This is a genomic window from Priestia sp. FSL W8-0001, from assembly GCF_038050335.1.
Taxonomy (GTDB): Bacteria; Bacillota; Bacilli; order Bacillales; family Bacillaceae_H; genus Priestia; species Priestia flexa.
The window spans coordinates 2,653,647-2,677,356 of the sequence record NZ_JBBPAL010000001.1; the positions used below are offsets into that span (position 1 = coordinate 2,653,647).

A 23,710-nucleotide genomic window follows, 5' to 3' on the forward strand; every position below is an offset into this window, starting at 1 on the left:
ATATTATAAGGGAATTGCGAACAGAATTCAACTATTTATTACTCATTGATTGCTGCTTCTAAAGCAACGATAATCATATCATTAAATGTTGTTTGACGCTCTTCAGCTGTTGTTTCTTCACCTGTAAAGATGTGATCGCTTACCGTTAAAACAGACAGCGCATTACGCCCATATTTAGCTGCTAGCGTATACAGTGCTGTTGTTTCCATTTCAACTGCTAGTACACCGTGTGCAGCCAGCTTTTCTAGTTGTCCATCTTCATTGTAGAATTGATCAGAAGTGAAAACGTTACCTACTTTTAGGTGTAATCCTTTTTCAACTCCAGCGTCATATGCACGCTTTAATAAGTCGAAATTCGCAGTTGGCGCATAGTCAATAGGTCCAAATTTCACGCGATTCATTTGTGAATCACTTGATGAAGACATAGCTAAAATAACGTCACGAACTTTTACATCTTTTTGAATCGCCCCACAAGTTCCGACACGAATTAAGTTTTGAACACCATACTCATTCATTAACTCATTTACATAAATAGCGATAGACGGAACGCCCATCCCTGTTCCTTGTACAGAAACACGTTTTCCCTTATATTTTCCTGTAAATCCTAACATTCCGCGAACTTCATTGTAGCAAGTAACATCTTCTAGAAATGTTTCCGCAATGTATTTTGCACGAAGCGGATCTCCAGGGAGTAAGATCGTTTCTGCAATTTCACCTTTTTTTGCCCCAATATGTACACTCATCTTTGTACCTCCTATTGTGTAAAAATGTTACCTTCTCACTATAACATAATTTGTCGAATTAATTACTGATTTCTTTCTCTGCCTTTCATTATTCCAACGTTTTTGCTGAACTATGTACTGAAAAAAATGGCGTAATGAAAAACATGTTTCGAGGAAAGCTACTCAAGAACACTATTTTTAAATAAATGAGGTGATCATATGGGCAAAAAACATCGTAATCGCATTAATTCACCAAAGAAAAACAACCACATTCCTCAAGAAGCCATTATTGCGGAGCAAGAGGCACATGGTGATGAGCATACAGCAAATAAACGCAAAAATGGTCCTGGACACCATATGCGCGACTATTAACTTTTTTAATAAAAAAGCGGCCTGATTGGTCGCTTTGCTTTATCAATAATTGATTTACCGGACGTGAATCCGATTTACTCTTTGCCATCCATCCGTCCAAAGTTTATAATAATACTTTCCTTTAGTACCTTCATCAATTAATAAAATATCTCCTGTACTAATAAAACGAGCATTGCATTCTTTTGGCAAATTGTCAGCAATGTTGAACTGTTGAAAGACTTTAACCGCTGCATCTTGATGGTCGAGAGCTTTTACCGTTAAACGATGAACCGGTTTATATCCTCTTCTTTCTCCTTTTTCTTCTGTTTGCATAATTGTAACATCGTATTCCGTAATGATATTTAACTGTTTTTTTAAATTCGTCCACACATTCAAATGTCTTCCCTCCAAACCTCAATGTTCTATCCTGCATCCTATGTATGAATTAATACTATGTCATTTATATTAGCGATAGATAGATCAAAATCCTTCATTTCAAATACATGTTTTATTCATACTTTCTTTTATAATTAAACTACCTTAGCATAAATCTCTCCAAAAAAGCATGGCGTTCGCCATGCTTTTACTAGTGTATCATCTTGTTAAAGTCAGTGGATAACCGTTTGGTTCTAAATCAATAAAATGAAATATTCGTTAAGAATTTGTAATGGTATATATTATGTCGGGAACTGGTATTTCTTTAAAGAAGACTGCATGAATTTACAATAGAGCTGATACATGCTAATCGCCCAAGAGATACCCAAAGCATAACCGGCTAATACATCTGTTAAGTAATGGACACCTAAATACATTCGACTGAACCCAACTAATATGATTAGTAGAATAAAGCTTGTATAGGCAATACTTCTCACACTTTGTGTCTTGGAATACGCTAAAACAAGGCATAATAGTCCCACAAAAAATGCGCTCGAATTCATCGCATGGCCGCTTGGAAAACTGTAGTGTGATGCGTCAATTAGCTGACTCCATCCAGGTCTTGGACGTTCAAAAATTTCTTTTAAAAGCCAATTTAACCCTCGTACCCCCCAAAACACAAGGGTAATGAATAAGGCTGATATGCCTTGGCGTTTATACATCAACAGTATAACAAGGACAAGCCAAATTGGTGCCGTAACATACCATGATCCTAACGTTGTAATAAAAATAAAAAATGGTGTTAGCCAGCTTGTCCTCCACTCAAAAATTGTATGTAATACATCATAATCTAACTCTTTTACAAAAGCCGTGTCAAACGTTAGCATTAGAATCACAAATAAGGCAAGTGCCAGGCAGACAGTAACAATATATTGTCTTCGCGTTAACATGTTGTGCTCTCCTCCATTAAACGATAAAGAAGAATGAATAAGAAGCATGCAAATACATGCTCCTTATGCAGTCGTTAGTCCTTTTTAGGCTGTTTATAGTGTTCAGGCTTTGGTGCCTGGTTCATAGCAAATTCATTTGAGAATTCTGGCTGTTGACGTGACGACTTTTTCATTCCTTTTTGATGTGTTTGATTACTTGTTTTATGAGACATGGTTTTCCCTCCCTTCCTCACACGTTTAATATGTGAAGAAGAAAGACAGACTATCCTAACTTATACGCTATATCTTGAAATAACTCGCTCTAGAGTGGCAGATAGCTGAGCAATCTCACTTTCAGACACTGTAACCCGCACAAGAGACTCATCAGCGTCTAATACCTCTGATAAAAAGCCACTAAACCCTCGAGCTTTACGATCAATTTCCAACAACAGTTCATATTGACCGTTACCTAATGATTGAACAATTACTTCTACTTCGTCTAACTTTCCATAATAAGGACCCTTAGCTGGGACGAATTCAAATTCTTGTACAAAAGGAAGTCGCTTTCGCATTCTTCTTGGTGCCTCTTCGCATTCCACTTGACGAAGACGAAAGCCAAGGTCTTCCATTGATTTCATCACGCTTGTAACCATCAAATTAGGAAGAACTTTCACATAATCAATATCGGACGGATCTACCGCATCTTTAATATCTAAACCTGTTGCCACCCATACTCGTGTTTTTCCAAGCGTAACGGGTGTATCATCAGGTAGTTGGAAAGTAAAAGGGATTTCTTTTTTTTCAGCTGGCTGAATAGTAAACGGCTCATTAATCTTGAATACATTGAGCTGTATATCTTGTTTGACCTTTTTATCATCTACTTCTTTTACATATGATGTAAACAGACGTAAGTAAATTCGGTCAATCGTCTGCTCAACATTGCCTCCATATACTTCTACAATCCCTTCAATCTTTTCACCTGCACGAAACTCGTCGTTTACTAGCTTTGCATCTACTCTAGCAGCACCAATACCGATTCGAGCTAATATCTTATTAAATAAAGCCATTAATTCCAACCTCCCCATTTCTACACTATATTAAAAGTTTAAAGCCTTCGTCTTTTTATCAGCAATAAACTGCAAATCCCCTTTGAGGTGCATCATATCTTCATAATAGCCATCGGATTGTAACATTTTGCGAATGATTGCTGTAAGCTCTGGTGATAACAAAAGTTCTTCTTCCCAACTCTTCTCTTTTCTTGAATTAGGTTCATAGCTTGAGTACAGCAAAAACAGCGCGAAATGCCCTAAAGCATATACATCACTTTGAACAGTTGTTCTTCTCATATACTGCTGTTCTGTTACTAAGCCTTCGACTTGTTCATCATCTCCTATAAAACGTGCTAAACCAAAATCAATGATGTAAATAACATCATCGACCTTAAGAATGTTTGGAATTCGCAGGTCACGGTGGACAATTCCTTCATTATGAAGAGATTCAATCACTTCTATTACTTGTAGCAATATTTGAACTACATCTTCTTCTTTGTATTTATAGTGATGTTCAAATATTAAGTCTTCAAACGTCTTTCCGTTAATATAGTCCATTATAATGAAAAATCCAGCGCTACTTTCCTCTACATCCAGTAGCTGAGGGACTTGAGGATGATTTATTCTTGCTAATATCTTTTTTTCATATTGAAAAGCTCGCATGCCTTGGTCAAGCTTTTGTTTCGTATTACGCAGCTGCTTGACTACTACTTGTGTTCCAAGCTTTTGATCCTTTGCCAGGTATGTAATACCATAGCTCCCCATTCCTAAAACACGGTCAATTTCATAACGGTTCTTAATTAATACGCCTTGTCTTAAAGGGCGGTCCATTAGAAATCGTTGAATTGATTTAAAAAAGTGCTTCATTTTGTCAATCAGCTAGAAGAAAAGCTGGAGAAAAAGCTTTTTTTCTTACGCTTATAATGATGATGTCCATACTTTGAATGACTTCGACTATCATAGTGACGTCCTTTTTTGTAGTCACTGCTGCTGTAGTGTCGTGGACGGCGACGGTGGTAATCGCTGCTGCTGTAGCGATGATGTTTTTTTGATCCTAATATTGAATTCAGTAGTTTTTTTATCATAATAACTCCCTCTTTTCTTAACACTTATTACCCTTTATACGTACTAATAATATAAAGGTTTCAAAAACTTTATTCCCCGTTTAGCTGCTTTAAAACGAAAAGGAGAACTTTTATGATTTATTCACTTCCATTCAAGGTTAACAAGACTATGACTATTGAAACAACGAACAACTTAGCACACTTAAATACGCAATCTTTAGCTATTTTATCTTCCTTTTCTAACACTTTTGAACTAAATGAGAAAGAGTCTAAGCTTGTTCAAAGAATTAAAAAAACGTTCGCTTGCACAATAAAAACAACATTACGCGAACCCATGCTTATTTGGAATTTTATAAGCGTTACCCGGAAATAAAATGGACGTTTTTAGCTCACCTCGTTTCTAGAAATGGCGGCTACTATATGACCGACTTGCAAACTACTTTCGCCAAAAAGCTTCTTTCTCCTGTTCAACAGCATGCTTTTTTTCTATTTTTAGAGCGCGCAAACGCTGCAATCTTTCAAGATGCTTTTTCTCAACTACTGTTATATGAAGAAAGTCAAAAGAATGGGCAAAATCTGTCTCACTTACTTACCGCCTTAGGAGTATCCGCATTTATGCATCCCATTTGGACTGAATTCATAAATGAACCTATGAAAAAAGAACATTTACTATCTCTTGCTTTAATTGTGAATGAACAGCATTATATTGAAAACAAGCTCATTCAAGATGGAAAAACAAAAGAAGACGTACTGGACACATGGCAGTTTTATGCACAAAGCTTTCTCGGTATGACCCAGGTGTTAATTCCTTATGAAAGTACTAACCAATTAGCTTTAGTTGGAGTAAACATTTCACAATTTTCTTCCCTTAAAAATCGAATTATTGCGGGGAAATTGCTTTATGCACTTCTGTTTCTTCATAGTCATTTATATTCAGGTACTTATTCGTTTGCAGATAGCGTAAAGCATACCGGAGCGAGACAAGACTATTCATCAAGTCTACACTCAAAATTTAACCATTTTAAGGCTCCTTCATCTACTTTACCTTTAGATATGTGCTGGGGAAACCGCGTCCATACATTTTTTAATCAGTCTGATTGGTTTGTAGGGACCTCACCTTATTCATACTTAGCAAAACTGGATATGCCCACTCTAATATAAAAACGACGAGCTGCCTCGTCGTTACATAAAGTACCGCTATTAAATTGCTATTATCTCTCTTTATTCTTCTTGCTCATCGATAATACATTTATCAATCAAATAATCAAATGTAATATCAGCCAACTCTCCTAGCTCTTCCTCAGCTGGAGCGTACCCCCGCTTTATTAGTTCATTGTAAAAGAACTCAGCGATTTCCTCTGTATCAATAACTACTTCGATTTCTTTCACAATATCACTCCTCACCCCGTCTCAGCGGGCAAGCGTAGCTTCATGAGCTCGCAAAATAGCAAAGCAAAGGACTAGCAAATATCTAATCTTACTAGCTCAAACTTTACTTTATATACTTTTATGAGCAAAAGTACAAGAGTATGTCTAAAATTTTCAATGCTATACGTCTCTTTCTATGTATAGCTTACCCTTTCTAACATACGCTTATAATAACAGACATGGTGCTACGCTTTATCTTGCTCTGATTTGGAAATCTTGTGTAAATGTTTCAATACTAAGTTCATTACTTCTACATACTCATCATCTTGAAACATCTCATGCAATGTTTTGTAATCGTTATAAACATCTAACAAACCATTTATAATTTCATGCTTCTCTTTTGTTAATTTCATCTCTTCTTTTCCATGTCCATTTTGTTTTTTCATCGTCGGTAGCAACTCCGTCTTTTTAATTTCTTTTCCTAAATACAACATATCGATATTTTGTACATAGTTTTCTGTTTCCTCATGAGGAGTCACGAGAATAAGCTCTTCTTCACTAGCTTCAAGCCATTCTCCGTCAGTAACACGGGATAGTTCATACACAATATCTTCCCATGCGTCTTCTTTATATCGCCATATTTCTGTGCGAATGCCAATGATTTTAAACAATTCTTTTCCGTAATTAAACACTTGAACAATGTCACCAAAGAAATATTTATATTCCAACTCAACGCGTTCTTGTACTAAGATCTGTCCGTCATAATCTTCTAATAACTCAATTGTGTCTTCTAAAAACAGACCTTCACTATGGTTAATCTCATATACAAAGAGTCCATCCATCACTTTTATATCTGTAATGGTGCCAACGGTCCCATAGATCGTTACAACGATTGTATCCCCAATGCGGTATTTAGGCTTTTTCTTGCCTGCCATCGTCGCACCTCCTTGTTAAACTAACACCTACTGAAAAGTTACAATAGTATATGCAAAAATAGTAAAAGGGGAAGTATAACATCACCTCAATCAAGCCTGAAATACGCTGATTTTCACAAAAAAAACAAAGGGCCTCTATACGCTGCGTATAGAGGCCCTTTGTTTTAAACACCTTACTGATTCATTTCATATAGCTCCCATGCCTCATCAAAAACAGACATGCTCATCGTATAATCACCGTTTAATTCGAGATAGGAGCTGATCTCATTGTAATCATCTGCCGTTTTAGGAAAGCTATGGTCTTCATACACAAATCGTGCTAACTGTCCTATTAGATCATTTTTTGGATTTAACCTAAATTTCATCATGTAGTGATAAAATGACTTCATACGTTGTTCCCCCTGTATTTTATGCGTTGTTTACTCACGTTTTATTTGCTATAAGACTACCATTTAAACAGTCTCTTGTGAATGACGTCGAATTCTGACCTAGACACATGAGAAACATTACATTATGGTTACAGATTTATGTTCTAGTTGCATTGTATAGTAAAGAAGACAAGTTGTCATATCAAGCATTTTGTTTTTCACTTTAAGTGAATGTGACAAAAACGATGCACAAATGTAACAAAAATGCTGTTTCGACAGTTTTTATAGTAAAAATATAAATTGCAAATTTTTCACTTTCATGATTTAATTTGCTACTGAAAGCACAATAAAAAATTGCTGAAGCACGTTTAAATCAGCAAAGAATAAGGAAAGATGAATACTATGAGTACACGAAATGCTTATTTTGATAACGCTAAATTTGTATTAATTTTTTTAGTTGTATTTGGACATATGATTTCACCTTATCGTACAGATAGCGAAGGTATGTTATCCATTTATCACTTTATCTTTATTTTCCACATGCCAGTATTTATCTTACTAGCTGGTTATTTTTCAAAAAACTTTCATAAAAAAGGATATTACAAAAAAATCTTTACCAAAGTGGCTATCCCTTACTTAGCATTTCAAACCATCTACACTTTTTACTATAGTGCCCTTTATACGAATGAAACGTACACACTACAGTATTTAGTACCGCGATGGGCAATGTGGTTCTTACTTAGCTTAATCTTTTGGAAATTAATGCTGCCATTTTTCGCAAAGTTCCCAATGTGGATCAGCATGACAGCTTCTATTCTACTAGGTGTTGGAATTGGTTTTGTTAACATTGATGGATTTGAAAAAATACTAAGTATTAGCCGCATGTTTGTGTTCTTCCCATTCTTTTTGATGGGGTATTACTTGTCACAGAGAGAAGAACCATTTAAAAATCTTTTAACAGCTAAAAATCGAGTCATTGCTTCCACTATCTTAGTTGTAACACTAGCAGCAAGTTATTACTTTTTAAATGAAACCGTTTATACGGACATGCTTTATGGTACAAACACATACAATAGCGTAGGCGAATTTTTAATGCGCTTGTCTCACTATGGCATTGCGTTTATTGTATCTTTTGCATTTATGGCCTTAATTCCAACCCGTCCTTTTGCTTTAACTAGCATCGGACAGCGTTCGCTTTATGTCTACCTTTTACATGGATTTATTTTAAAGTGGTTTTTCACTACCGAATTTGCCAAAAGTTTAGATGCTAGCTTTTGGAGCATTATGGTTTTAACAGCCATGTCTATTTTAGTAACGCTTCTATTAGGTAGTCGTATTGTTGATTGGATCATTACTGGTACGAAACTATTCATTCAGTTCATTACGCCAAAGAAGGCAATTGAAAAATTCTCATTAGCCATTAAACGAACGTTCCCATAAACAAGAAAAAATCTCACCTTCTAGCAAGAGGTGAGATTTTTGTCTATATGACTCAAATACTTTCTAATTTCATTTTACTGAATTTTGTGGTAACGTTTCACTATAAGAGAAAGAAGGAGTGTATAGAAATGGAACTCGGTTACTATGATGGACAATTTCGAGATATTAACGAAAAAGTAATTCCTATTGATGAACGCGGACATCAATTTGGCGATGGTGTATATGAATTCATTCGCGTATACAAGGGAACACCTCTAGCACTTTCTCAACATTTAGATCGTCTTGAGCGAAGCGCAAAAGCGTTATTAATTGAGCTGCCGTTTAGCAGAACTGATTTGGAGAAAATAATTGAAGAAGGAATACAAAAGTCTACGTTGAAAGAAGCAGATATTTACATGCAGGTAACGCGTGGAATTTCTCCTCGTAATCATTTATTTCCAGATACCAAAGCAGAGCTATCTATGACGATTAGACACCCGCGTCAAATGCCTGATGAGGCTTACGAAAAAGGTATTTCCACTTTACTTTTAGAAGATGAGCGCTGGGCAAACTGCTACATTAAATCATTAAACTTACTTCCAAATATCCTTGCAAAGCAAGCAGCTGCCTCTAAAGGATGCAAAGAAGCCATCCTTGTAAAAGACGGATACATAACGGAAGGTTCTAGCAGCAATGTTTTCGTCATCAAGGATCAAATTTTATATACAACTCCAGCCACAAAACAAATTTTATGTGGCATTACTCGAACCAATGTCCTTGCTTGCGCAAAAGAAGAAGGCATTCAAGTACGAGAACAGCATATGACAATTGATTTTATTAAACAAGCTGATGAAGCGTTTGTCACGAGTACATCCATTGGTATTTTACCGATCGCACGTATTGATGAGCAGCATTTGTCATCAACACGTCCCATTATTGATAAATTAACCAATGCGTATCAAATATTTCGAGAACAGCAAGTACACATACAAAGCTAATAAAAAATAAAGAGACTGAGACATAAGTAGTTCAGTCCTTACTATGCCTGAACGATTGAGAGTTCATAACTTTTAATCGTTCAGGTTTTTTGTTGATTGTGAAAACAATGTTGGAAACAGGGTGGAATGGAGCGTAGGACACTCGACTCCTGCGGGAAAGAGAGGGAAAACGGAGATCCCGCAGCGCAGCGAGGAAGCTCAGGTTCCTCCCCGCGGAAAGCGAGTGACCGTAGCGCAATGGAACGAACGTGTTGAGACAAATCAAAGAGATGGGAACAGCGAGTGTTCGTCTTTTAGAAGCAATCATTTTGTTATGTCCCAAACTCTTTATTAAAATTTAAAGTAATTACGCTTTAACAAACGCGGTGTTGCTAGTAACTCTTTATAGGAAATAACCTTTGGCAACAGTTTTGTATCTACAAGCAGCAGCTGTGTTTCTATTTCTTCAATCACTTCTTCTTCTTGATAATACATTCCACAGGCAGAACATTTAATACAAGGTACATCTGTGATTTCAATGCCTCTTGTTCCATCTGGAAGTTCCCAAAAAGCGGTATGAACGCTTTTTTCTCCAGCGCTTTCGCCGCACCATGCGCATTCTACCATCATTGTATTTGCCTCCTCAAGATGAAGTGGAATCTTTTTTCTTTTTGTGCTTGCGCTTGAAACTTTTTCTCCTTTAACTCGTCGCGCTTTTCACGCTTATTTTTTAGGGTCGCATGTGCTGTATCTGCTTCATACGACTTACGCCTGTTTACTCTCCCTAAACCTTCTGGAATAAGCGTTGAGTTTGTTTCATTCATCAACCCTGCTACTCCAATGGAAGATTCCTTTTGCTTCGTGTCTGGATAAATTGAATAAAAATAGTCATCCGCTCGGTTAGGGACATAGTTTTCCGGTTCTGGATAAGTCGTAATGACCCCTTCAAAATTTCGAAGTACAACCTTACCAGCACTTTGACTAATTAAATAGTTTGGTTGAATAGCAATCTTACCGCCTCCACCAGGAGCATCTACTACAAAGGTAGGTACAGCATAGCCAGACGTATGTCCTCTTAGCCCTTCAATAATTTCAAGGCCTTTTGATACAGGTGCTCTAAAGTGACCGATTCCTTCTGATAAATCGCATTGATAAATATAATAAGGCCTGACACGGATTTTCACTAAATCATGCATTAACTTCTTCATAATTGGTACGCTATCGTTAATGCCAGATAAGATAACTGCTTGGTTGCCCACAGGCACTCCAGCATCTACAAGCATTTCACATGCTTTTTTCGTTTCTTCTGTAATTTCAATTGATGTATTAAAGTGAGTATTGAGCCAGACTGGATGGTACTTTTTTAAAATGGAGCATAAATTTTCTGTAATACGTTGCGGAAAAACAACCGGTGCCCTTGTGCCAATACGAATGATTTCAACATGGGGAATAGCGCGTAAATTTTTTAAGATATATTCCAAAATTTGATCATTAATTAGCAATCCATCCCCACCAGATATTAGAACATCTCGCACTTCTTTTGTTTGAGCAATATATTCAATTGCCATATCCAGTTGTTTTTTAGGAACACCCATTCCAATTTGTCCTGAGAATCGTCTTCGAGTACAATAACGACAGTACATCGAGCACTGATTAGTAACAAGAAATAAAACTCGGTCCGGATAACGATGTGTAAGCCCAGGTACAGGTGAATCTTCATCTTCTTCTAAAGGATCTTCTAAATCATATCTCGTTTTATGCATTTCTTGGCCAATTGGCACAGACTGCATGCGGATTGGACATCGCGGGTCACCTGGGTTCATTAGCCAAGCGTAGTAAGGTGTAATATTTAATGGAATCGTTTTGGTTGCAATTCGAACACCCTCTTCTTCTTCGGGTGTTAAATGAATGACCTTTTTTAAATCCTCAAGCGTTCGAATCGTATTGGTTAATTGCCAAATCCAATCGTTCCACTTCTCTTCCGGTACATCTTTCCAAAGTTCGATGTCTTTCCAATGACGTGACGGCTTATATAAGTCATGTAACACAAAAACTCCTCCCTTAATTACAATTTAGACTGTGCTACTACTTTATATGTGAACGCCTAGTAAATGGTTATATTTTATGTGACTTTCTTATCCTAAGACTCACTTGTTAAGGTTGATAAATCCTTTGACCATACATTCATATTTTCTAGCGCCGTGGAAATCAAACAATTGTTAATAAGTCTCCCACTGTACGCATAGCCAAGCTGATGAAAAGCTGCGTTCACCCCAAATGAAAGCGCTCTAGCTATTGTATATACACAATAAACATACTTCTTTTTCAATTCTCTCTCTATTTCAACCATCAAATGCTTCATTAAGCCAAGCGAGCGATGAGATGGAAGGGTGGCACAATCTGTTAATTCTGCATTATTATAAAGCGTATTAATTTCTGCAGCAGCTGCGCTTACAATTTTTTCTTCATATTCAACAATAAAGAAAGGTGTTCCGTCTTCTAACATGCTTTGAACGTAGACTAGATCATGTAAGGGAGATGGATAAATAGTAAATACCGTTTTATATAATGTTACTAGCTGTTTGGCGTCACTCTTTATAGCTTTCCTTAATTTGTAAGGTGACAACAATGTTTCTGGGCACTTTAGCGGTAATAACTGGACTTTTTGAAGTAGATTATTTTCTTTTGCATAATGATTGTGCACTTGTCGCTCTTGGCTTTCATAAAAAGTCATTAAGTAAGCAGTGCTTCCATTAAAATAAGATGGAATGGTGGCTTCCAAACGGTACCCATGTTGCAACCAGCTTTGAACTTGTTCGTAGCGAGACTTTATAATTACCTTTTCTAACTGGTGCTTATTCAGCTCTCTCTTTATATAGTAAATCATGCTAGAAATATTCCCTCGGTAATCCTCAATTCGAAGTCTTTTATTAAAAGAGTCTTGTATGCACAGCGCGCTGAAGTCCCGTCTATTCACTTCAATCAAATTGCTTCCCCTCCTTTATCAGTCGGCAATTTCACACCAATCAATAATAGTAAGAGCAATAATTTCAGTGGCTTTTATAACAGATTCAATAGAAATATATTCGTTTGGAAAGTGAGCAACTTCCGTAACTCCTGGACCAAAAACAACTGTTGGAATCTTACCAACCTGAGATAAAATCCCTCCATCCGTTCCCCAAGGTGACGCTTCAATAGTAGGAGGGTGACCCATTGCTCGCTCATAGCTTTGAGAGAGAGATGAAATAAGGGGGTGCTGTGTATCTAACTCATTTGGCAGCCAATGCGCTCCAAACCACTCTAAATCCACAGGGTGAAAATCAAACCAAGAATCTTGCACGCTAATTTTTTTCAACCATTCTTCTACTTCTTCCTTCACATCCTTCATCTTTTCATGAGGTGCTACCCCAATTCTCCCTTCAATTATCACCTCATCTGCAACTGAAGACGGCCACGATCCGCCTTTTATCGTGCCTATGTTAATTGGCACAGGGATGGGCGTATTTTTGTACAACGGATCAACAATGCGAGCATTGCGATTTTTCTCTAGCTGCTGGAGATGCTCAATAAGAAGCATTGCTTTCTCAATTGCACTCACTCCTTCATATCTTGTACCTCCGTGAGCAGATCGACCATGTATGGTTAAACGAAACCACATCGAACCTTGTTGCTTAGAGAAGATTTTCATGCTTGTAGGCTCAGGAATGATTGCTCCATCTGCTTTATACCCCCTTAACACACAGGCAAGCGTACCCGCTCCTCCACTTTCTTCTTCAATTACACTTTGAAAGATAACGTCACCTTTTAATAAAACACCGAGCTCTTGTAACGCTTGAATAGCAAAAAGAAGAGCTACATTTCCTCCTTTCATATCTGTACTTCCTCGTCCATATACGTTACCGTCTCTTACCATTCCACTATACGGTTCGTCTCTCCAGTGTGCTAAATCTCCTGCTGGTACCACGTCAATATGACCGTTTAATAGAATAGATTTCCCTCCTCCTCTTCCTTTTAAGGTACCTACTACATTAGGACTATCTTGAAAGTTAGTTCGAGTAGAGACAAATGCTTCATTTTTACGCAGTTCTTTAATATCCGGTTCCCATATGTCAATGGTTAACTGAAGCTGTCTTAGCTTTTCAATCACAATCGCCTGAACATATTTTTCATCTCTTTGGACGCTTGCTTCCTGTACAAAACGTTGCAACAACCGAACTATTTCATATTTATGTTCCGTCAACCAGCTCTGAATTTCCCCTTGCCAATTTGTCATATCTCAACCTCCTTAGGGAATTATTTTGATGCTATCGCTCAGCTCTACTGTTGCATCAGTTGCTTGCAGCACATCTTCCACAGTATAAGGAGACATTACTTCTATTAAAAGCAAGTGATTTTTCTCTATTTTTAAGACAGCTCGGTCCGTAATGATTAAATCCACGCAGCGCTTAGCAGTAAGAGGTAAAGAGCACGTTTTCACAAGCTTTGGTTCACCATTTTTATTGGTATGATTCATTAGCACAACAACTTTCTTAACCTTTTGCGCTAATTCCATCGCTCCTCCCATACCAGGTACTCGCTTTCCTGGTACAATCCAATTTGCCAAATCCCCTTGTTCACTGACTTCTAGCGCTCCTAGAATAGTCATATCAACGTATCCTTTTCGAATCATTCCAAAAGCAATTGCACTATCACAATAGGAAGACCCTGAAAGCGTAGTAATAGGATAACCCGCTGCATTGCAAGCATTTTCATCTTCTTGCCCTTCCAATGGAGAAGGACCGATTCCAACAATTCCATTTTCCGCATGAAACATAACCGCTATCGCCGAAGGAACATAGTTTGGAATAAGCGATGGAATTCCAATACCTAGATTTACAATCATTCCATTTTCAATTTCCTGAGCAGCTCTCTTAGCAATTCGATGACGATTATCTATTCCCAAACCCATTTCCAATTCACCCCTTTTGACTGTACAATATAGTTTACAAATACACCTGGAGTCATAATTGAATCAGGATTAAGTTCACCTAATGGGACAATTTCTTCTACTTCAGCAATCGTTACTTTTCCAGCCATAGCTACAAGCGGATTCGTATTACGAGCGCTTTTATCATACAGCAAGTTTCCAAATTCATCTGCTTTCTTAGCGTAAACAATCGATACATCTGCTTCTAACGGCGTCTCAACTAAAAACGTTTTGCCTGATAGAGTGATCATTTGCTTTCCCACACAAATTACGTCAGTTTCAATCCCCACATCAATTAATACCCCACCGATGCCCACTCCGGCTGCTCGAATTCTCTCAACAAGCGTTCCTTGAGGAGAAAATTCTACTTCTAGTATTCCATCGTTCATCTGTTTACCAGCAACCGGATTCGAACCAATGTGCGAAGCAATGAGCTTTTTAATTCGCTGTTCACATACAAGCTTTCCTACACCAATGGTTGGGAAACCTGCATCATTACAAATAAGCGTTAACCCGTTAACATCACTTTTTAAAATTTCTTCAATTACAGTAGGAGCTGTACCTACCCCTCCAAACCCTCCAAACATGATTGTCATATCATTTTGAACATAGCTCATAACATCTGTGCTTTTAATCATTTTATGAAACCTATTTTGAAGATTATTCATTTTTCTCTTCCTCTCCCCCCAGTTCTTTTTCAATCTCAACCATCGTCACAGTTAATAATCCCACCAGCTCATCAATTTCGTGTGACGTAATAGTATATGGAGGTGAAATAATAATTCCGTCTCCTTCTACTCCATCTTCTCCAGCTTGAGATGGGTATAATAAAAGGCCTTTATCTTGAGCTTTTTGAATAACCCTAGACGTTAATTCAAACGATGAAGGAAATGAAGCTTTAGAATTCAGGTTTTGAACAAGCTCTAATCCTAGCAATAACCCTTTCCCTCGTATATCTCCGATAATGTTTACTTGCTGTTGCAAGCTCTTAAGCTTCGCATATAAATATGCTCCCTTACTCTCCACTGCTTCTATTAAAGAATGATTCTGTATATAATCCAGCACGGCCAACGCAACGGCTGAAGAAAGCGGATTTGCACTTAATGTATGCCCACTCATAATGAGATTAGATCCATTTAATACGGGCGCTAGTACGCTTTTAGTAGCAACTGTTGCTGCAATTGGAGTATATCCAGCACTTAAACCTTTACCAAGAGTCAAAAGATCCGGCTTGGCTTTCCAATGTTCATAAGCAAAGACCTTTCCTGTACGCCCCATCCCCGTCATCACTTCATCTACAATCCATAAAACATCATATTTATCGCAAATCTCTCGAATTCGCTCGTAATATCCATCAGGTGGCGTTATAGCTGCTCCAGCTGCTCCAATGATAGGCTCCGTAATAAAAGCAGCAATTTGCTCGCTTCCTGTACGCTTAATGACTCTTTCGAGTTCGTTTGCACACGCTAAATCACAGGATGGATACGTTTTTTCAAATGGACATCGATAGCAATAAGGTGGTGAAACAGAAGGGTATTCTTCTAGTAAAGGTACAAATCTTTTTCTTCTACCCGCATGCCCTGACATGGACAAAGCACCAATCGTAATGCCGTGATAACTCATCCATCTTGATAACACTTTTATTTTTTGAGGCTTCCCTTTTTCCTGCCAATGCTGAATAGCCATTTTCATTGCGGTTTCTGTTGCTTCTGTCCCGCTATTAACAAAAAACACAAACTGAAAATGATGATTGCTCAGTTCACAGAGCCGTGCTGCTAAGCTTTCAGCAGGTTCACTTGTAAACTGAGAGCGATAGACAAACGCAACTTTTTTTGCTTGGTCATTCATTTTATCAATAATCTCTTGAACACCATGTCCAACGTTTGCTGTCACGGCACCAGATGATCCATCTAAATATTTTTTGCCTTCCACGTCATACAAATAAACTCCCGTTCCGTGAGAAATCGTAGGATACCAAGCGTTTAACAGTGGTTTGATCAAGTTCGATAAAGACTTATCATTCATCGCGATTCCTCCTTGTCAGCAGACTTCTATTAGATTCTATGCCATATGGACACTGTTTTTGCTAAGTAAAAAGGATTGTTTTCACTAAAACAGAAAAAGGCTCACTCCTTACGTTTAAACGTAAAGAGTGAGCCTTTTTATCGTATCAGAAATCCTTTGTTTGTCATTCTCCAGTCATCCCCTACTGGTTAATGCATTACATTAAGCTCCTGCTTTTTCAGCTCTTCTTGCTTCAGACTCGGCAACAATTACTGCACACGCAGCATCCCCTGTAATGTTAACCGATGTACGAATCATATCAAGCAAGCGGTCAATACCGATGATTAATGCGATACCTTCTACTGGTAAGCCAACTGCTGAAAGTACCATCGCTAACATGATAAGTCCAACACCTGGAACACCCGCTGTTCCAATACTTGCAAGAACTGCTGTTACAACAACTGTAATTAGTGCACTGAATGATAAATCTACTCCGTACACCTGAGCGATGAAAACAGTTGCTACCCCTTGCATAATTGCTGTTCCATCCATGTTAATTGTTGCACCTAATGGCTGAACAAAACTACTGATGGATTCCGGTACACGAAGATTTTTCTGAGCTACGTTCATTGCAATTGGCAACGTCGCATTACTGCTTGATGTACTAAAACCAACAGTCATAGCTGGTGCAAAGCCTTTAAAGAACTCAATTGGGTTGCGCTTTGCTAACAGCGCTATAGATCCACCGTACGTTAAGATAGCGTGAACAAATAGCGCAAGCACAACTACTGACATGTAAAGCCCCATTGCTTTAATCGCTCCCCATCCTTGGCTACCAACCGCAGTTGCGATTAAACCAAACGTACCGTATGGAGCAAACTTCATCACTAAGTTTACAAGGTACATCATAAGCTCATTACCTTGATCGATAATGTTATATAGTCCTTTTGCTTTATTACCTAACATCGTAATTCCAAATCCAATAAAGATTGAGAATACGATAATTTGAAGCATGTTTCCTTCAGTCATTGCTAGAACTGGGTTAGTAGGAATCATGTTTAGTAATGTTTCACCTACAGGAGGTGCTTCTTGTGCTTCAAAGGAAGCATTTGCTGTGTCGAATGTCCCAACTGTGCCTGGCTTAATAATAAATGCTAAGATAATAGCAATTGTAATAGCAATTGTTGTCGTAATTAAAAAGTAACCAATTGTTTTACCGCCGATGCGGCCAAGTTTCTTCGGATCTCCCAAACCTGCAACGCCAAGTACAATTGAGAAAAAGACAATCGGTACAACAAGCATCTTAATAAGATTTAAAAAGATTTGCCCAAGCGGCGTAAATAAATATTTATCTAGTGTTGTAAACGTCCCTGGTGAAAACGTATTTAACAAGACACCTACAACAGCACCAATAATTAGTGCAATGATAATCTTTGTTGATAGTTTCATTGATGGACCCCCTCATATAAACAAATTATATTATTAATTTAATAACTACCAAGATTAACAAGTTGAATATTCCAAAAAGAATAACTACTTTTAATTTATATTATTTTTGAAATTTTCAGAATAGAATGAGCTCCAGCTGCTTTTTTTTAAAATCATCGAAAAAAGTGTACAAAAAAAACCATGAGAGCCCTCTCTGGTTTTCAAACCTTCCATGTACTCTCCCACAAAATGCTGACGAGGTTAGCTGTCGGATTCGGGTATGTGAGTTACCCTACTTAACTATTAAGTTAAGATTCACCCCTAGTGCTTGTCTGCACAAATTTGGGTCCCCCGCTTTCTTTCAATCTGAAATTAAGCAACTGTTATTTTGATGTAATAGTTTTAAACTGCAATAACTTACTTCTTTATTAAAATTCATTTCCTATCACTTTGTCAAGATAATATACAAAAAAAATTCAAAACACTGTCGTTTTTTTTATTTTCATGTCATATTTTATCACATTTTATGTATATTTTATATTCGTATTTATGTTCGTTATAAACTAAACTACTCTTTACCAAATGACATTCCAACTTAAAATAGCACCTCATACCAATAACAACTAACAAATTGTATAGTAATACTAAACACATAAAGAAGAAATCCATTTTATAACATTTAAAATAAAATAATTAATATTCATTAAATATTATTTTTATACAATAATTGTAAGCATTATCATTTTTATATTCATATTTTATACTGGTTTAATGTATATATGTAAATGTTTTTTTCTGAATTTCACCATAATTAAGTTTAGCTAATTTAAACTTTACTTTTTTGGCGAGCAATTTCATAAATTACATTTTTTTCTAAAATCCATTTCAATCTCCCCTTTCTTTTTGATAAACTATAAAGAACAATATATTGATTTTTATCTATAGAGGAGAGTCCTAACCATGTTTACCGTCTTAATTGTAGAAGATGATCAAAAAATTGCTTCTTTATTAAAAGAACATCTTGAAAAATATAATTTACTCGTACATATCGTTACGTCATTTACAGATGTACTTGATGATTTTCAAAAGCACCACCCTAACCTTGTCTTATTGGATGTGAATTTACCAAAATATGATGGCTTTTATTGGTGCAGACAAATCCGTACTCTTTCCACTTGCCCTATCATTTTCATCTCAGCACGCGATGGAAAAATGGACCAAGTGATGGCGTTAGAAAGTGGAGCAGATGATTATTTAACCAAGCCTTTTGACTACGACGTCGCGATTGCCAAGGTAAATAGCCAACTACGACGCGCATACGGGTCCTATGCACCTACTAACCAGGAGCGAATTGTAGAGCACGCCGGCTTAACTTTATATCCTGAAAGGTTACTATTACGCTACCAAAGCAAAGAAGTTGAGCTTAGCCAAACAGAAAGCAAGCTCATTGAAACATTGTTAGATAAAGCAGAAAGAGTTGTTAGCAGAGATCGATTACTCGAAAAAATTTGGGACGACCAGCTTTTTGTTGATGATAATACTCTAAATGTCTACATGACGCGTACGCGTAAAAAACTAGGGGATGTTGGTATCGAAAAAGCGATTGAAACAATTAGAGGTACAGGCTATATGCTGCGGATTCAAGAGGAAAATAAAGCATGAAGCTGTTTTTTAAAGAACATCTTCCTCTTACATTTTTTTATCTTATCCAATTGGGTTTAGTATGTACGATTTTTGCGTTAGATGGTTTTCGAGACATTTTTACTGTTCTTTATGCTATTTTAATCAGCACCGTTATCTACATCACTTATTTATGCTATCGCTACTATACAAACAAAACATTTTATAAACACCTGTCAAATCCCTTACATAAGTCAGAAGACAGCATATTGTCTGAAGAGGAGTCTCCGCTTTCAGAAGCGTTAAAAGAACTGCTGGAGAGTCAATTTCGAAGCTTTCATAATGAAATGTATCACTATCAAAATAAGCTTAATCAACATATTACATTTATGAATCAGTGGGTTCATCAAATGAAAACTCCTGTATCTGTTATTCACCTTATGATTCAAAATGAAGATGAACCTATCTTTATGAGCATTCAAGATGAAATGGAGCGAATTCAAAAAGGATTAGAGACTGTATTATATACATCGAGATTGAATGATTTCACTCATGATTTTCAAGCGGAAAGTGTTTCTCTACATAAAGTTGTAACTAGCCTTATTTCGAGTTATAAACGCTTTTTTATTCGAAACCGCGTATTTCCAACAGTTAACGTTCCGCCCCAGTACATCGTCGCTTCTGATGAAAAGTGGATTCACTTTGCCTGTTCACAGCTTATTACTAATGCCGTCCGCTATTCTGCTGGAATTAATCAAAGCATCACCATTTCAGCATTTGAAAGAGGTAGACAGGTTATATTAGAAGTAAAAGATCAAGGAATAGGTATTCCATCACAAGACCTAAAGCGGGTGTTCGATCCCTATTTCACTGGAGAAAACGGTCGGAAATATCAAGAATCTACAGGGATGGGGCTCTATCTCGTAAAAGAAATTTGTAAACAGCTCCACCATCAGATAGAGCTTGAATCAAAAGAAGGACAAGGAACTACCATACGCTTAATTTTTCAACAAAATATCGCTCGTACCCAAGAAGAGTTTGGGACATAACAAAATGATTGCTTCTAAGAGACGAACAATAGCTGTTCCAATCTTTTTGGTTTGTCTGAACACGTTCGTTCCATTGCGCTACGGCCACTCGCTTTCCGCGGGGAGGAACCTGAGCTTCCTCGCTGCGCTGCGGGATCTCAGTTTTCCCTCTCTTTCCCGCAGGAGTCGAGTGTCCTACGCTCCATTCCACCCTGTTTCCAACATTGTTTTCACAATCAACCAAAAAACCTGAACGATTAAAAGTGAAAAACTCTCAATCGTTCAGGTTTATCATTGGCTGAATTACTTATGTCCCAGCCTCTTCTCTTGCTTTCTTACAAAAGTGTAAGATTCCTGTAAGCTTAGTACATGGCACGTTAGATCAAATTTCAATAAGATAGGGCTATAAAGAAAAAACATTTACAAAGGAGTTTGACTATGCCTATTTTACAAGTCAATAACTTAACAAAAGTATATAAAGGAAACGTTTCTTACAAAGCCTTAGAAGGCGTTAACTTTTCAATTGAAAAAGGAGAATTTGTTGGCATTATGGGGCCGTCCGGAAGCGGGAAAACAACCCTGCTCAATATGGTTTCTACCATTGATTCACCGACGGCTGGAGAAGTAATCATTAACAACCGCAATCCTCATCAACTTAAGAAAAAAGAGATTGCACTTTTTAGACGCCGCGAGCTCGGGTTTGTCTTCCAATACTTTAATTTATTAGATACATTAACTGTTGAAGAAAATATTATTTTACCGCTTGCTTTAGACAAAGTAAAAAGCTCCGAAATGGCCAAGAGAGTAGCTGCTATTACTAGTAAACTCGGCATTGAACATATCTTAAAAAAGCGCACGTACGAAATTTCAGGCGGACAAATGCAACGAGCCGCCATTGCCCGAGCAATTATCCACCATCCACAGCTTATCTTGGCTGATGAGCCAACTGGAAACTTAGATTCCAAAGCATCTAAAGATGTGATGGAAACCCTGCAGCATTTAAATGAACAAGAACGCGCAACAATGATGATGGTTACTCATGATGCGCACGCAGCTAGCTATTGCAATCGCGTAATTTTCATTAAAGACGGACAGCTTTATAACGAAATTTACCGCGGAAATAATCGTCAAGCTTTTTATCAGCAAATTATTGATATGCTATCAGTTTTAGGAGGAGACGCACATGAGCTTTCGACAACTCGCATTTAAAAACGTGATGCGTAATAAGCGTACGTATGCAGCTTACTTTTTAAGCAGCGCCTTTTCTGTAGCCGTTTTTTTTCTTTATGCAATGTTTATTTTTCATCCTGGGGTCACAGAAGGTGTAACAAAAGAAATGGCAAAAAAGGGCATGACGGCGGCTGAATATATTATCTATGTATTTTCGTTTTTCTTCGTCCTGTATTCTGTCAGCGCATTTTTAAAGTCTCGCAAGCGTGAATTTGGAATTTTTATTATGCATGGAATGTCTAAACGTCAGCTAAACACCATGATTTTTTTAGAAAACATGATCATTGGTTTTTCAGCCATCATTACGGGAATTCTTGTTGGAATGCTTCTCGGCAAGCTCTACTTAATGGTTGGATCTTACGTTATTGGCATGGAAAAACCCCTTTCGTTTTTAGTTCCTTGGGAAGCACTCGCCTTAACAATAGCTGCATTTACCGTTTTATTTCTTGTTATTTCATTTTTCACAAGCGTTTTTGTACGCACAAACAAACTGTTAGATTTGTTTCAGTCTACATCAAAACCAAAGCCTGAACCTAAAACCTCTATTATTTTATCATTACTGGCTGCTGGTTTATTAATTGGCGGCTATTACTTAGCGTGGACAGCAAACATGTATAATATTGGCTATCGCTTTTTTATCGTTATCCTTATGACGATTGTGGGAACTTATTTTTTCTATACGCAGCTAAGTGTTTTCTTATTAAAAATGTTCAAGAAAAACAAGCGCTTTTACTGGAATCATACTCGTCTTATTACCATTTCAGATTTAGCTTACAGAATGAAAGATAACGCTCGTATGTTTTTCATGGTAACAATCGTATCAACCGTTGCTTTTTGTGCAATTGGAACCTTATCGGCGATGGGAGGCTCAAAAAAGCTATTCGACGAACGTGCTCAAATTCCCGTTGTCTATCAATCATCGGATCAAAACCCGAGCGAAAAAGCACAGGTACAAGCCATTCGAGATGATTTTAATAAAAACGACTTATCATATAATGAAATCAAAGTAACGTTAATCGAACAAACAGGAAAAGAAACGAATAAAAAAGTTGAGCTTATCTCCTTGTCTGATTATAATGCGATGGCTATTGCAGCTCGTGAAAAACCACTTAAGTTAAAAGAAAATGAAGGTCATTATGTGAGCACAGTCACTTATAATACGTTTTTAGATGAAAAGATGAAACCCATTACTTTAAGTGAAAGCAATCTAACATTCAACGCAACAAAAATTATTGATGCACCTTACTTTTCTTCTGGAATGATCGGCTATGATTTGTACGTCATTCCAAATGAGCTTTATAAACAAATTAAAAACCCTACGTCAACAACTCACTATTACGGATTTGCAACTAAAGATTGGGTCGAAACAAAAGACATTGGCTTAAGTTTATATAACGGAGAAGACGGCATTTATACTGGGAATTATACGAGTGATCCAGCTTTCTATTTCTCATCAGCTGGATATGATTACAATATGATGATGGAAATGTATCGCACTGCTCTTTTCGTGGCACTTTTAGTCGGCTGTGTCTTCTTCATTGCAGCAGGAAGCTTTTTATACTTCCGTTTGTATACAGACCTTGACTATGATAAACGCCAGTATCAAATGATTGCAAAAGTTGGTTTAACTAAGTCTGAGCTCAATAAAATTATTACGCCTCAGCTTGTTTTATTATTTTTTGTTCCCATTCTTGTAGCGTTTGTACACAGCGTGTTTGCGTTTAAAGCTCTTCAAGGCTTATTTGAATTCTCAGTTGTTAAGGAAACTGCAGTCGTTCTGCTTGGATTTGGAGCTGTTCAAGTAGTGTATTTCTTATTCATTCGCTTCCGTTATTTAAAACATATTAAAAAAGCTATTATGTAAATAAAAAAAGCGG

26 protein-coding genes and 1 riboswitch are annotated in these 23,710 nt (G+C 37.2%); of the genes, 8 read left to right on the forward strand and 18 right to left on the reverse strand.

From position 1 onward, the window contains the following. Window positions 1-38 precede the first annotated feature (38 nt). Window positions 39-743, reverse strand: coding sequence for a purine-nucleoside phosphorylase (deoD, locus tag MKZ18_RS14150; protein WP_061786011.1), 705 nt, complete (start codon window positions 741-743; stop codon window positions 39-41). Window positions 744-941: 198 nt separating this feature from the next. Between deoD and MKZ18_RS14155 the strand changes: the two genes are divergently transcribed. Beyond that, window positions 942-1,094: a hypothetical protein gene (locus MKZ18_RS14155; RefSeq protein WP_167556116.1), complete on the forward strand. Its 153-nt coding sequence runs from the start codon at window positions 942-944 to the stop codon at window positions 1,092-1,094. 54 nt (window positions 1,095-1,148) lie between these two features. On the opposite strand, the gene MKZ18_RS14160 is transcribed toward MKZ18_RS14155, so the two are convergent. The 6 genes from MKZ18_RS14160 to MKZ18_RS14185 all read right to left on the reverse strand — a co-directional run bounded on the left by MKZ18_RS14160 (window position 1,149) and on the right by MKZ18_RS14185 (window position 4,511). Further along, window positions 1,149-1,469: a hypothetical protein gene (locus tag MKZ18_RS14160; RefSeq protein WP_061786012.1), complete on the reverse strand. Its 321-nt coding sequence runs from the start codon at window positions 1,467-1,469 to the stop codon at window positions 1,149-1,151. A 281-nt stretch (window positions 1,470-1,750) separates the two neighbouring features. After that, on the reverse strand, window positions 1,751-2,398 hold the full coding sequence (locus MKZ18_RS14165) for a phosphatase PAP2 family protein (RefSeq protein ID WP_061786015.1): 648 nt from the start codon (window positions 2,396-2,398) through the stop codon (window positions 1,751-1,753). A 74-nt stretch (window positions 2,399-2,472) separates the two neighbouring features. Next, window positions 2,473-2,610, reverse strand: a complete 138-nt coding sequence (locus MKZ18_RS14170; protein WP_153301137.1) for a hypothetical protein — start codon at window positions 2,608-2,610, stop codon at window positions 2,473-2,475. 60 nt (window positions 2,611-2,670) lie between these two features. Further along, window positions 2,671-3,444 (reverse strand): sporulation protein, encoded by a 774-nt coding sequence (locus MKZ18_RS14175; RefSeq protein ID WP_025911463.1) that lies wholly within the window; start codon window positions 3,442-3,444, stop codon window positions 2,671-2,673. Window positions 3,445-3,474: 30 nt separating this feature from the next. After that, the gene (locus MKZ18_RS14180) at window positions 3,475-4,293 is read right to left on the reverse strand and encodes a serine/threonine protein kinase (protein ID WP_061786013.1); all 819 of its coding nucleotides are present in this window, start codon (window positions 4,291-4,293) and stop codon (window positions 3,475-3,477) included. A gap of 8 nt (window positions 4,294-4,301) precedes the next feature. Next, window positions 4,302-4,511, reverse strand: coding sequence for a hypothetical protein (locus MKZ18_RS14185; RefSeq protein ID WP_076512741.1), 210 nt, complete (start codon window positions 4,509-4,511; stop codon window positions 4,302-4,304). Between the two features lie 282 nt (window positions 4,512-4,793). On the opposite strand from MKZ18_RS14185, the gene MKZ18_RS14190 reads away from it, so the two are divergent. Next, entirely contained in the window at window positions 4,794-5,651 is an 858-nt protein-coding gene (locus MKZ18_RS14190; RefSeq protein WP_341344564.1) for a DUF2515 family protein, read from the forward strand. A 60-nt stretch (window positions 5,652-5,711) separates the two neighbouring features. On the opposite strand, the gene MKZ18_RS14195 is transcribed toward MKZ18_RS14190, so the two are convergent. The 3 genes from MKZ18_RS14195 to MKZ18_RS14205 all read right to left on the reverse strand — a co-directional run bounded on the left by MKZ18_RS14195 (window position 5,712) and on the right by MKZ18_RS14205 (window position 7,182). Further along, window positions 5,712-5,879 (reverse strand): YozD family protein, encoded by a 168-nt coding sequence (locus MKZ18_RS14195; protein WP_064484042.1) that lies wholly within the window; start codon window positions 5,877-5,879, stop codon window positions 5,712-5,714. A 224-nt stretch (window positions 5,880-6,103) separates the two neighbouring features. Continuing rightward, window positions 6,104-6,793 carry a hypothetical protein gene (locus tag MKZ18_RS14200; protein ID WP_025911466.1) on the reverse strand — a complete coding sequence of 230 codons (690 nt, stop codon included), beginning with the start codon at window positions 6,791-6,793 and terminating at the stop codon, window positions 6,104-6,106. A gap of 173 nt (window positions 6,794-6,966) precedes the next feature. Then, a complete protein-coding gene (locus tag MKZ18_RS14205; RefSeq protein WP_025910018.1) occupies window positions 6,967-7,182 on the reverse strand; it encodes a YozE family protein in 216 nt (71 codons plus the stop codon). Window positions 7,183-7,563: 381 nt separating this feature from the next. On the opposite strand from MKZ18_RS14205, the gene MKZ18_RS14210 reads away from it, so the two are divergent. Both MKZ18_RS14210 and dat read left to right on the forward strand, forming a co-directional pair. Beyond that, complete coding sequence (locus tag MKZ18_RS14210) at window positions 7,564-8,601, forward strand: acyltransferase family protein (RefSeq protein ID WP_225002227.1); 1,038 nt, start codon at window positions 7,564-7,566, stop codon at window positions 8,599-8,601. 128 nt (window positions 8,602-8,729) lie between these two features. Further along, window positions 8,730-9,578, forward strand: coding sequence for a D-amino-acid transaminase (gene dat / locus MKZ18_RS14215; RefSeq protein ID WP_225002228.1), 849 nt, complete (start codon window positions 8,730-8,732; stop codon window positions 9,576-9,578). A gap of 330 nt (window positions 9,579-9,908) precedes the next feature. Here the strand turns inward: dat and MKZ18_RS14220 are convergent, their stop codons facing one another. The 8 genes from MKZ18_RS14220 to MKZ18_RS14255 all read right to left on the reverse strand — a co-directional run bounded on the left by MKZ18_RS14220 (window position 9,909) and on the right by MKZ18_RS14255 (window position 17,976). After that, complete coding sequence (locus MKZ18_RS14220) at window positions 9,909-10,184, reverse strand: YokU family protein (RefSeq protein WP_025910015.1); 276 nt, start codon at window positions 10,182-10,184, stop codon at window positions 9,909-9,911. Next, entirely contained in the window at window positions 10,184-11,605 is a 1,422-nt protein-coding gene (gene ablA, locus MKZ18_RS14225; protein ID WP_341344565.1) for a lysine 2,3-aminomutase, read from the reverse strand. Before ablA ends, MKZ18_RS14220 begins: the two co-directional genes overlap by 1 nt. A gap of 92 nt (window positions 11,606-11,697) precedes the next feature. Then, window positions 11,698-12,534 (reverse strand): putative beta-lysine N-acetyltransferase, encoded by an 837-nt coding sequence (gene ablB, locus MKZ18_RS14230; RefSeq protein ID WP_035320758.1) that lies wholly within the window; start codon window positions 12,532-12,534, stop codon window positions 11,698-11,700. A 27-nt stretch (window positions 12,535-12,561) separates the two neighbouring features. After that, window positions 12,562-13,830 carry a peptidase gene (locus tag MKZ18_RS14235; protein WP_078989456.1) on the reverse strand — a complete coding sequence of 423 codons (1,269 nt, stop codon included), beginning with the start codon at window positions 13,828-13,830 and terminating at the stop codon, window positions 12,562-12,564. 12 nt (window positions 13,831-13,842) lie between these two features. Next, entirely contained in the window at window positions 13,843-14,505 is a 663-nt protein-coding gene (locus tag MKZ18_RS14240; RefSeq protein ID WP_025910011.1) for a 3-oxoacid CoA-transferase subunit B, read from the reverse strand. Then, window positions 14,490-15,191: a CoA transferase subunit A gene (locus tag MKZ18_RS14245; protein WP_025910010.1), complete on the reverse strand. Its 702-nt coding sequence runs from the start codon at window positions 15,189-15,191 to the stop codon at window positions 14,490-14,492. Before MKZ18_RS14245 ends, MKZ18_RS14240 begins: the two co-directional genes overlap by 16 nt. Beyond that, complete coding sequence (locus MKZ18_RS14250) at window positions 15,184-16,548, reverse strand: aspartate aminotransferase family protein (RefSeq protein ID WP_076512735.1); 1,365 nt, start codon at window positions 16,546-16,548, stop codon at window positions 15,184-15,186. Before MKZ18_RS14250 ends, MKZ18_RS14245 begins: the two co-directional genes overlap by 8 nt. Before the next feature lie 201 nt (window positions 16,549-16,749). After that, window positions 16,750-17,976 (reverse strand): dicarboxylate/amino acid:cation symporter, encoded by a 1,227-nt coding sequence (locus MKZ18_RS14255; protein WP_025910008.1) that lies wholly within the window; start codon window positions 17,974-17,976, stop codon window positions 16,750-16,752. Window positions 17,977-18,189: 213 nt separating this feature from the next. Further along, window positions 18,190-18,344, reverse strand: a riboswitch (cyclic di-AMP (ydaO/yuaA leader). Window positions 18,345-18,915: 571 nt separating this feature from the next. On the opposite strand from MKZ18_RS14255, the gene MKZ18_RS14260 reads away from it, so the two are divergent. From MKZ18_RS14260 to MKZ18_RS14275, 4 genes are all read left to right on the forward strand, one after another. Next, window positions 18,916-19,617: a response regulator transcription factor gene (locus MKZ18_RS14260; protein ID WP_025910007.1), complete on the forward strand. Its 702-nt coding sequence runs from the start codon at window positions 18,916-18,918 to the stop codon at window positions 19,615-19,617. Further along, window positions 19,614-20,624 (forward strand): sensor histidine kinase, encoded by a 1,011-nt coding sequence (locus MKZ18_RS14265; protein WP_144594352.1) that lies wholly within the window; start codon window positions 19,614-19,616, stop codon window positions 20,622-20,624. Before MKZ18_RS14260 ends, MKZ18_RS14265 begins: the two co-directional genes overlap by 4 nt. 417 nt (window positions 20,625-21,041) lie before the next feature. Further along, entirely contained in the window at window positions 21,042-21,812 is a 771-nt protein-coding gene (locus tag MKZ18_RS14270; protein ID WP_251385348.1) for an ABC transporter ATP-binding protein, read from the forward strand. Further along, window positions 21,787-23,697, forward strand: a complete 1,911-nt coding sequence (locus MKZ18_RS14275; protein ID WP_061785108.1) for an ABC transporter permease — start codon at window positions 21,787-21,789, stop codon at window positions 23,695-23,697. Before MKZ18_RS14270 ends, MKZ18_RS14275 begins: the two co-directional genes overlap by 26 nt. Window positions 23,698-23,710: the final 13 nt, after the last annotated feature.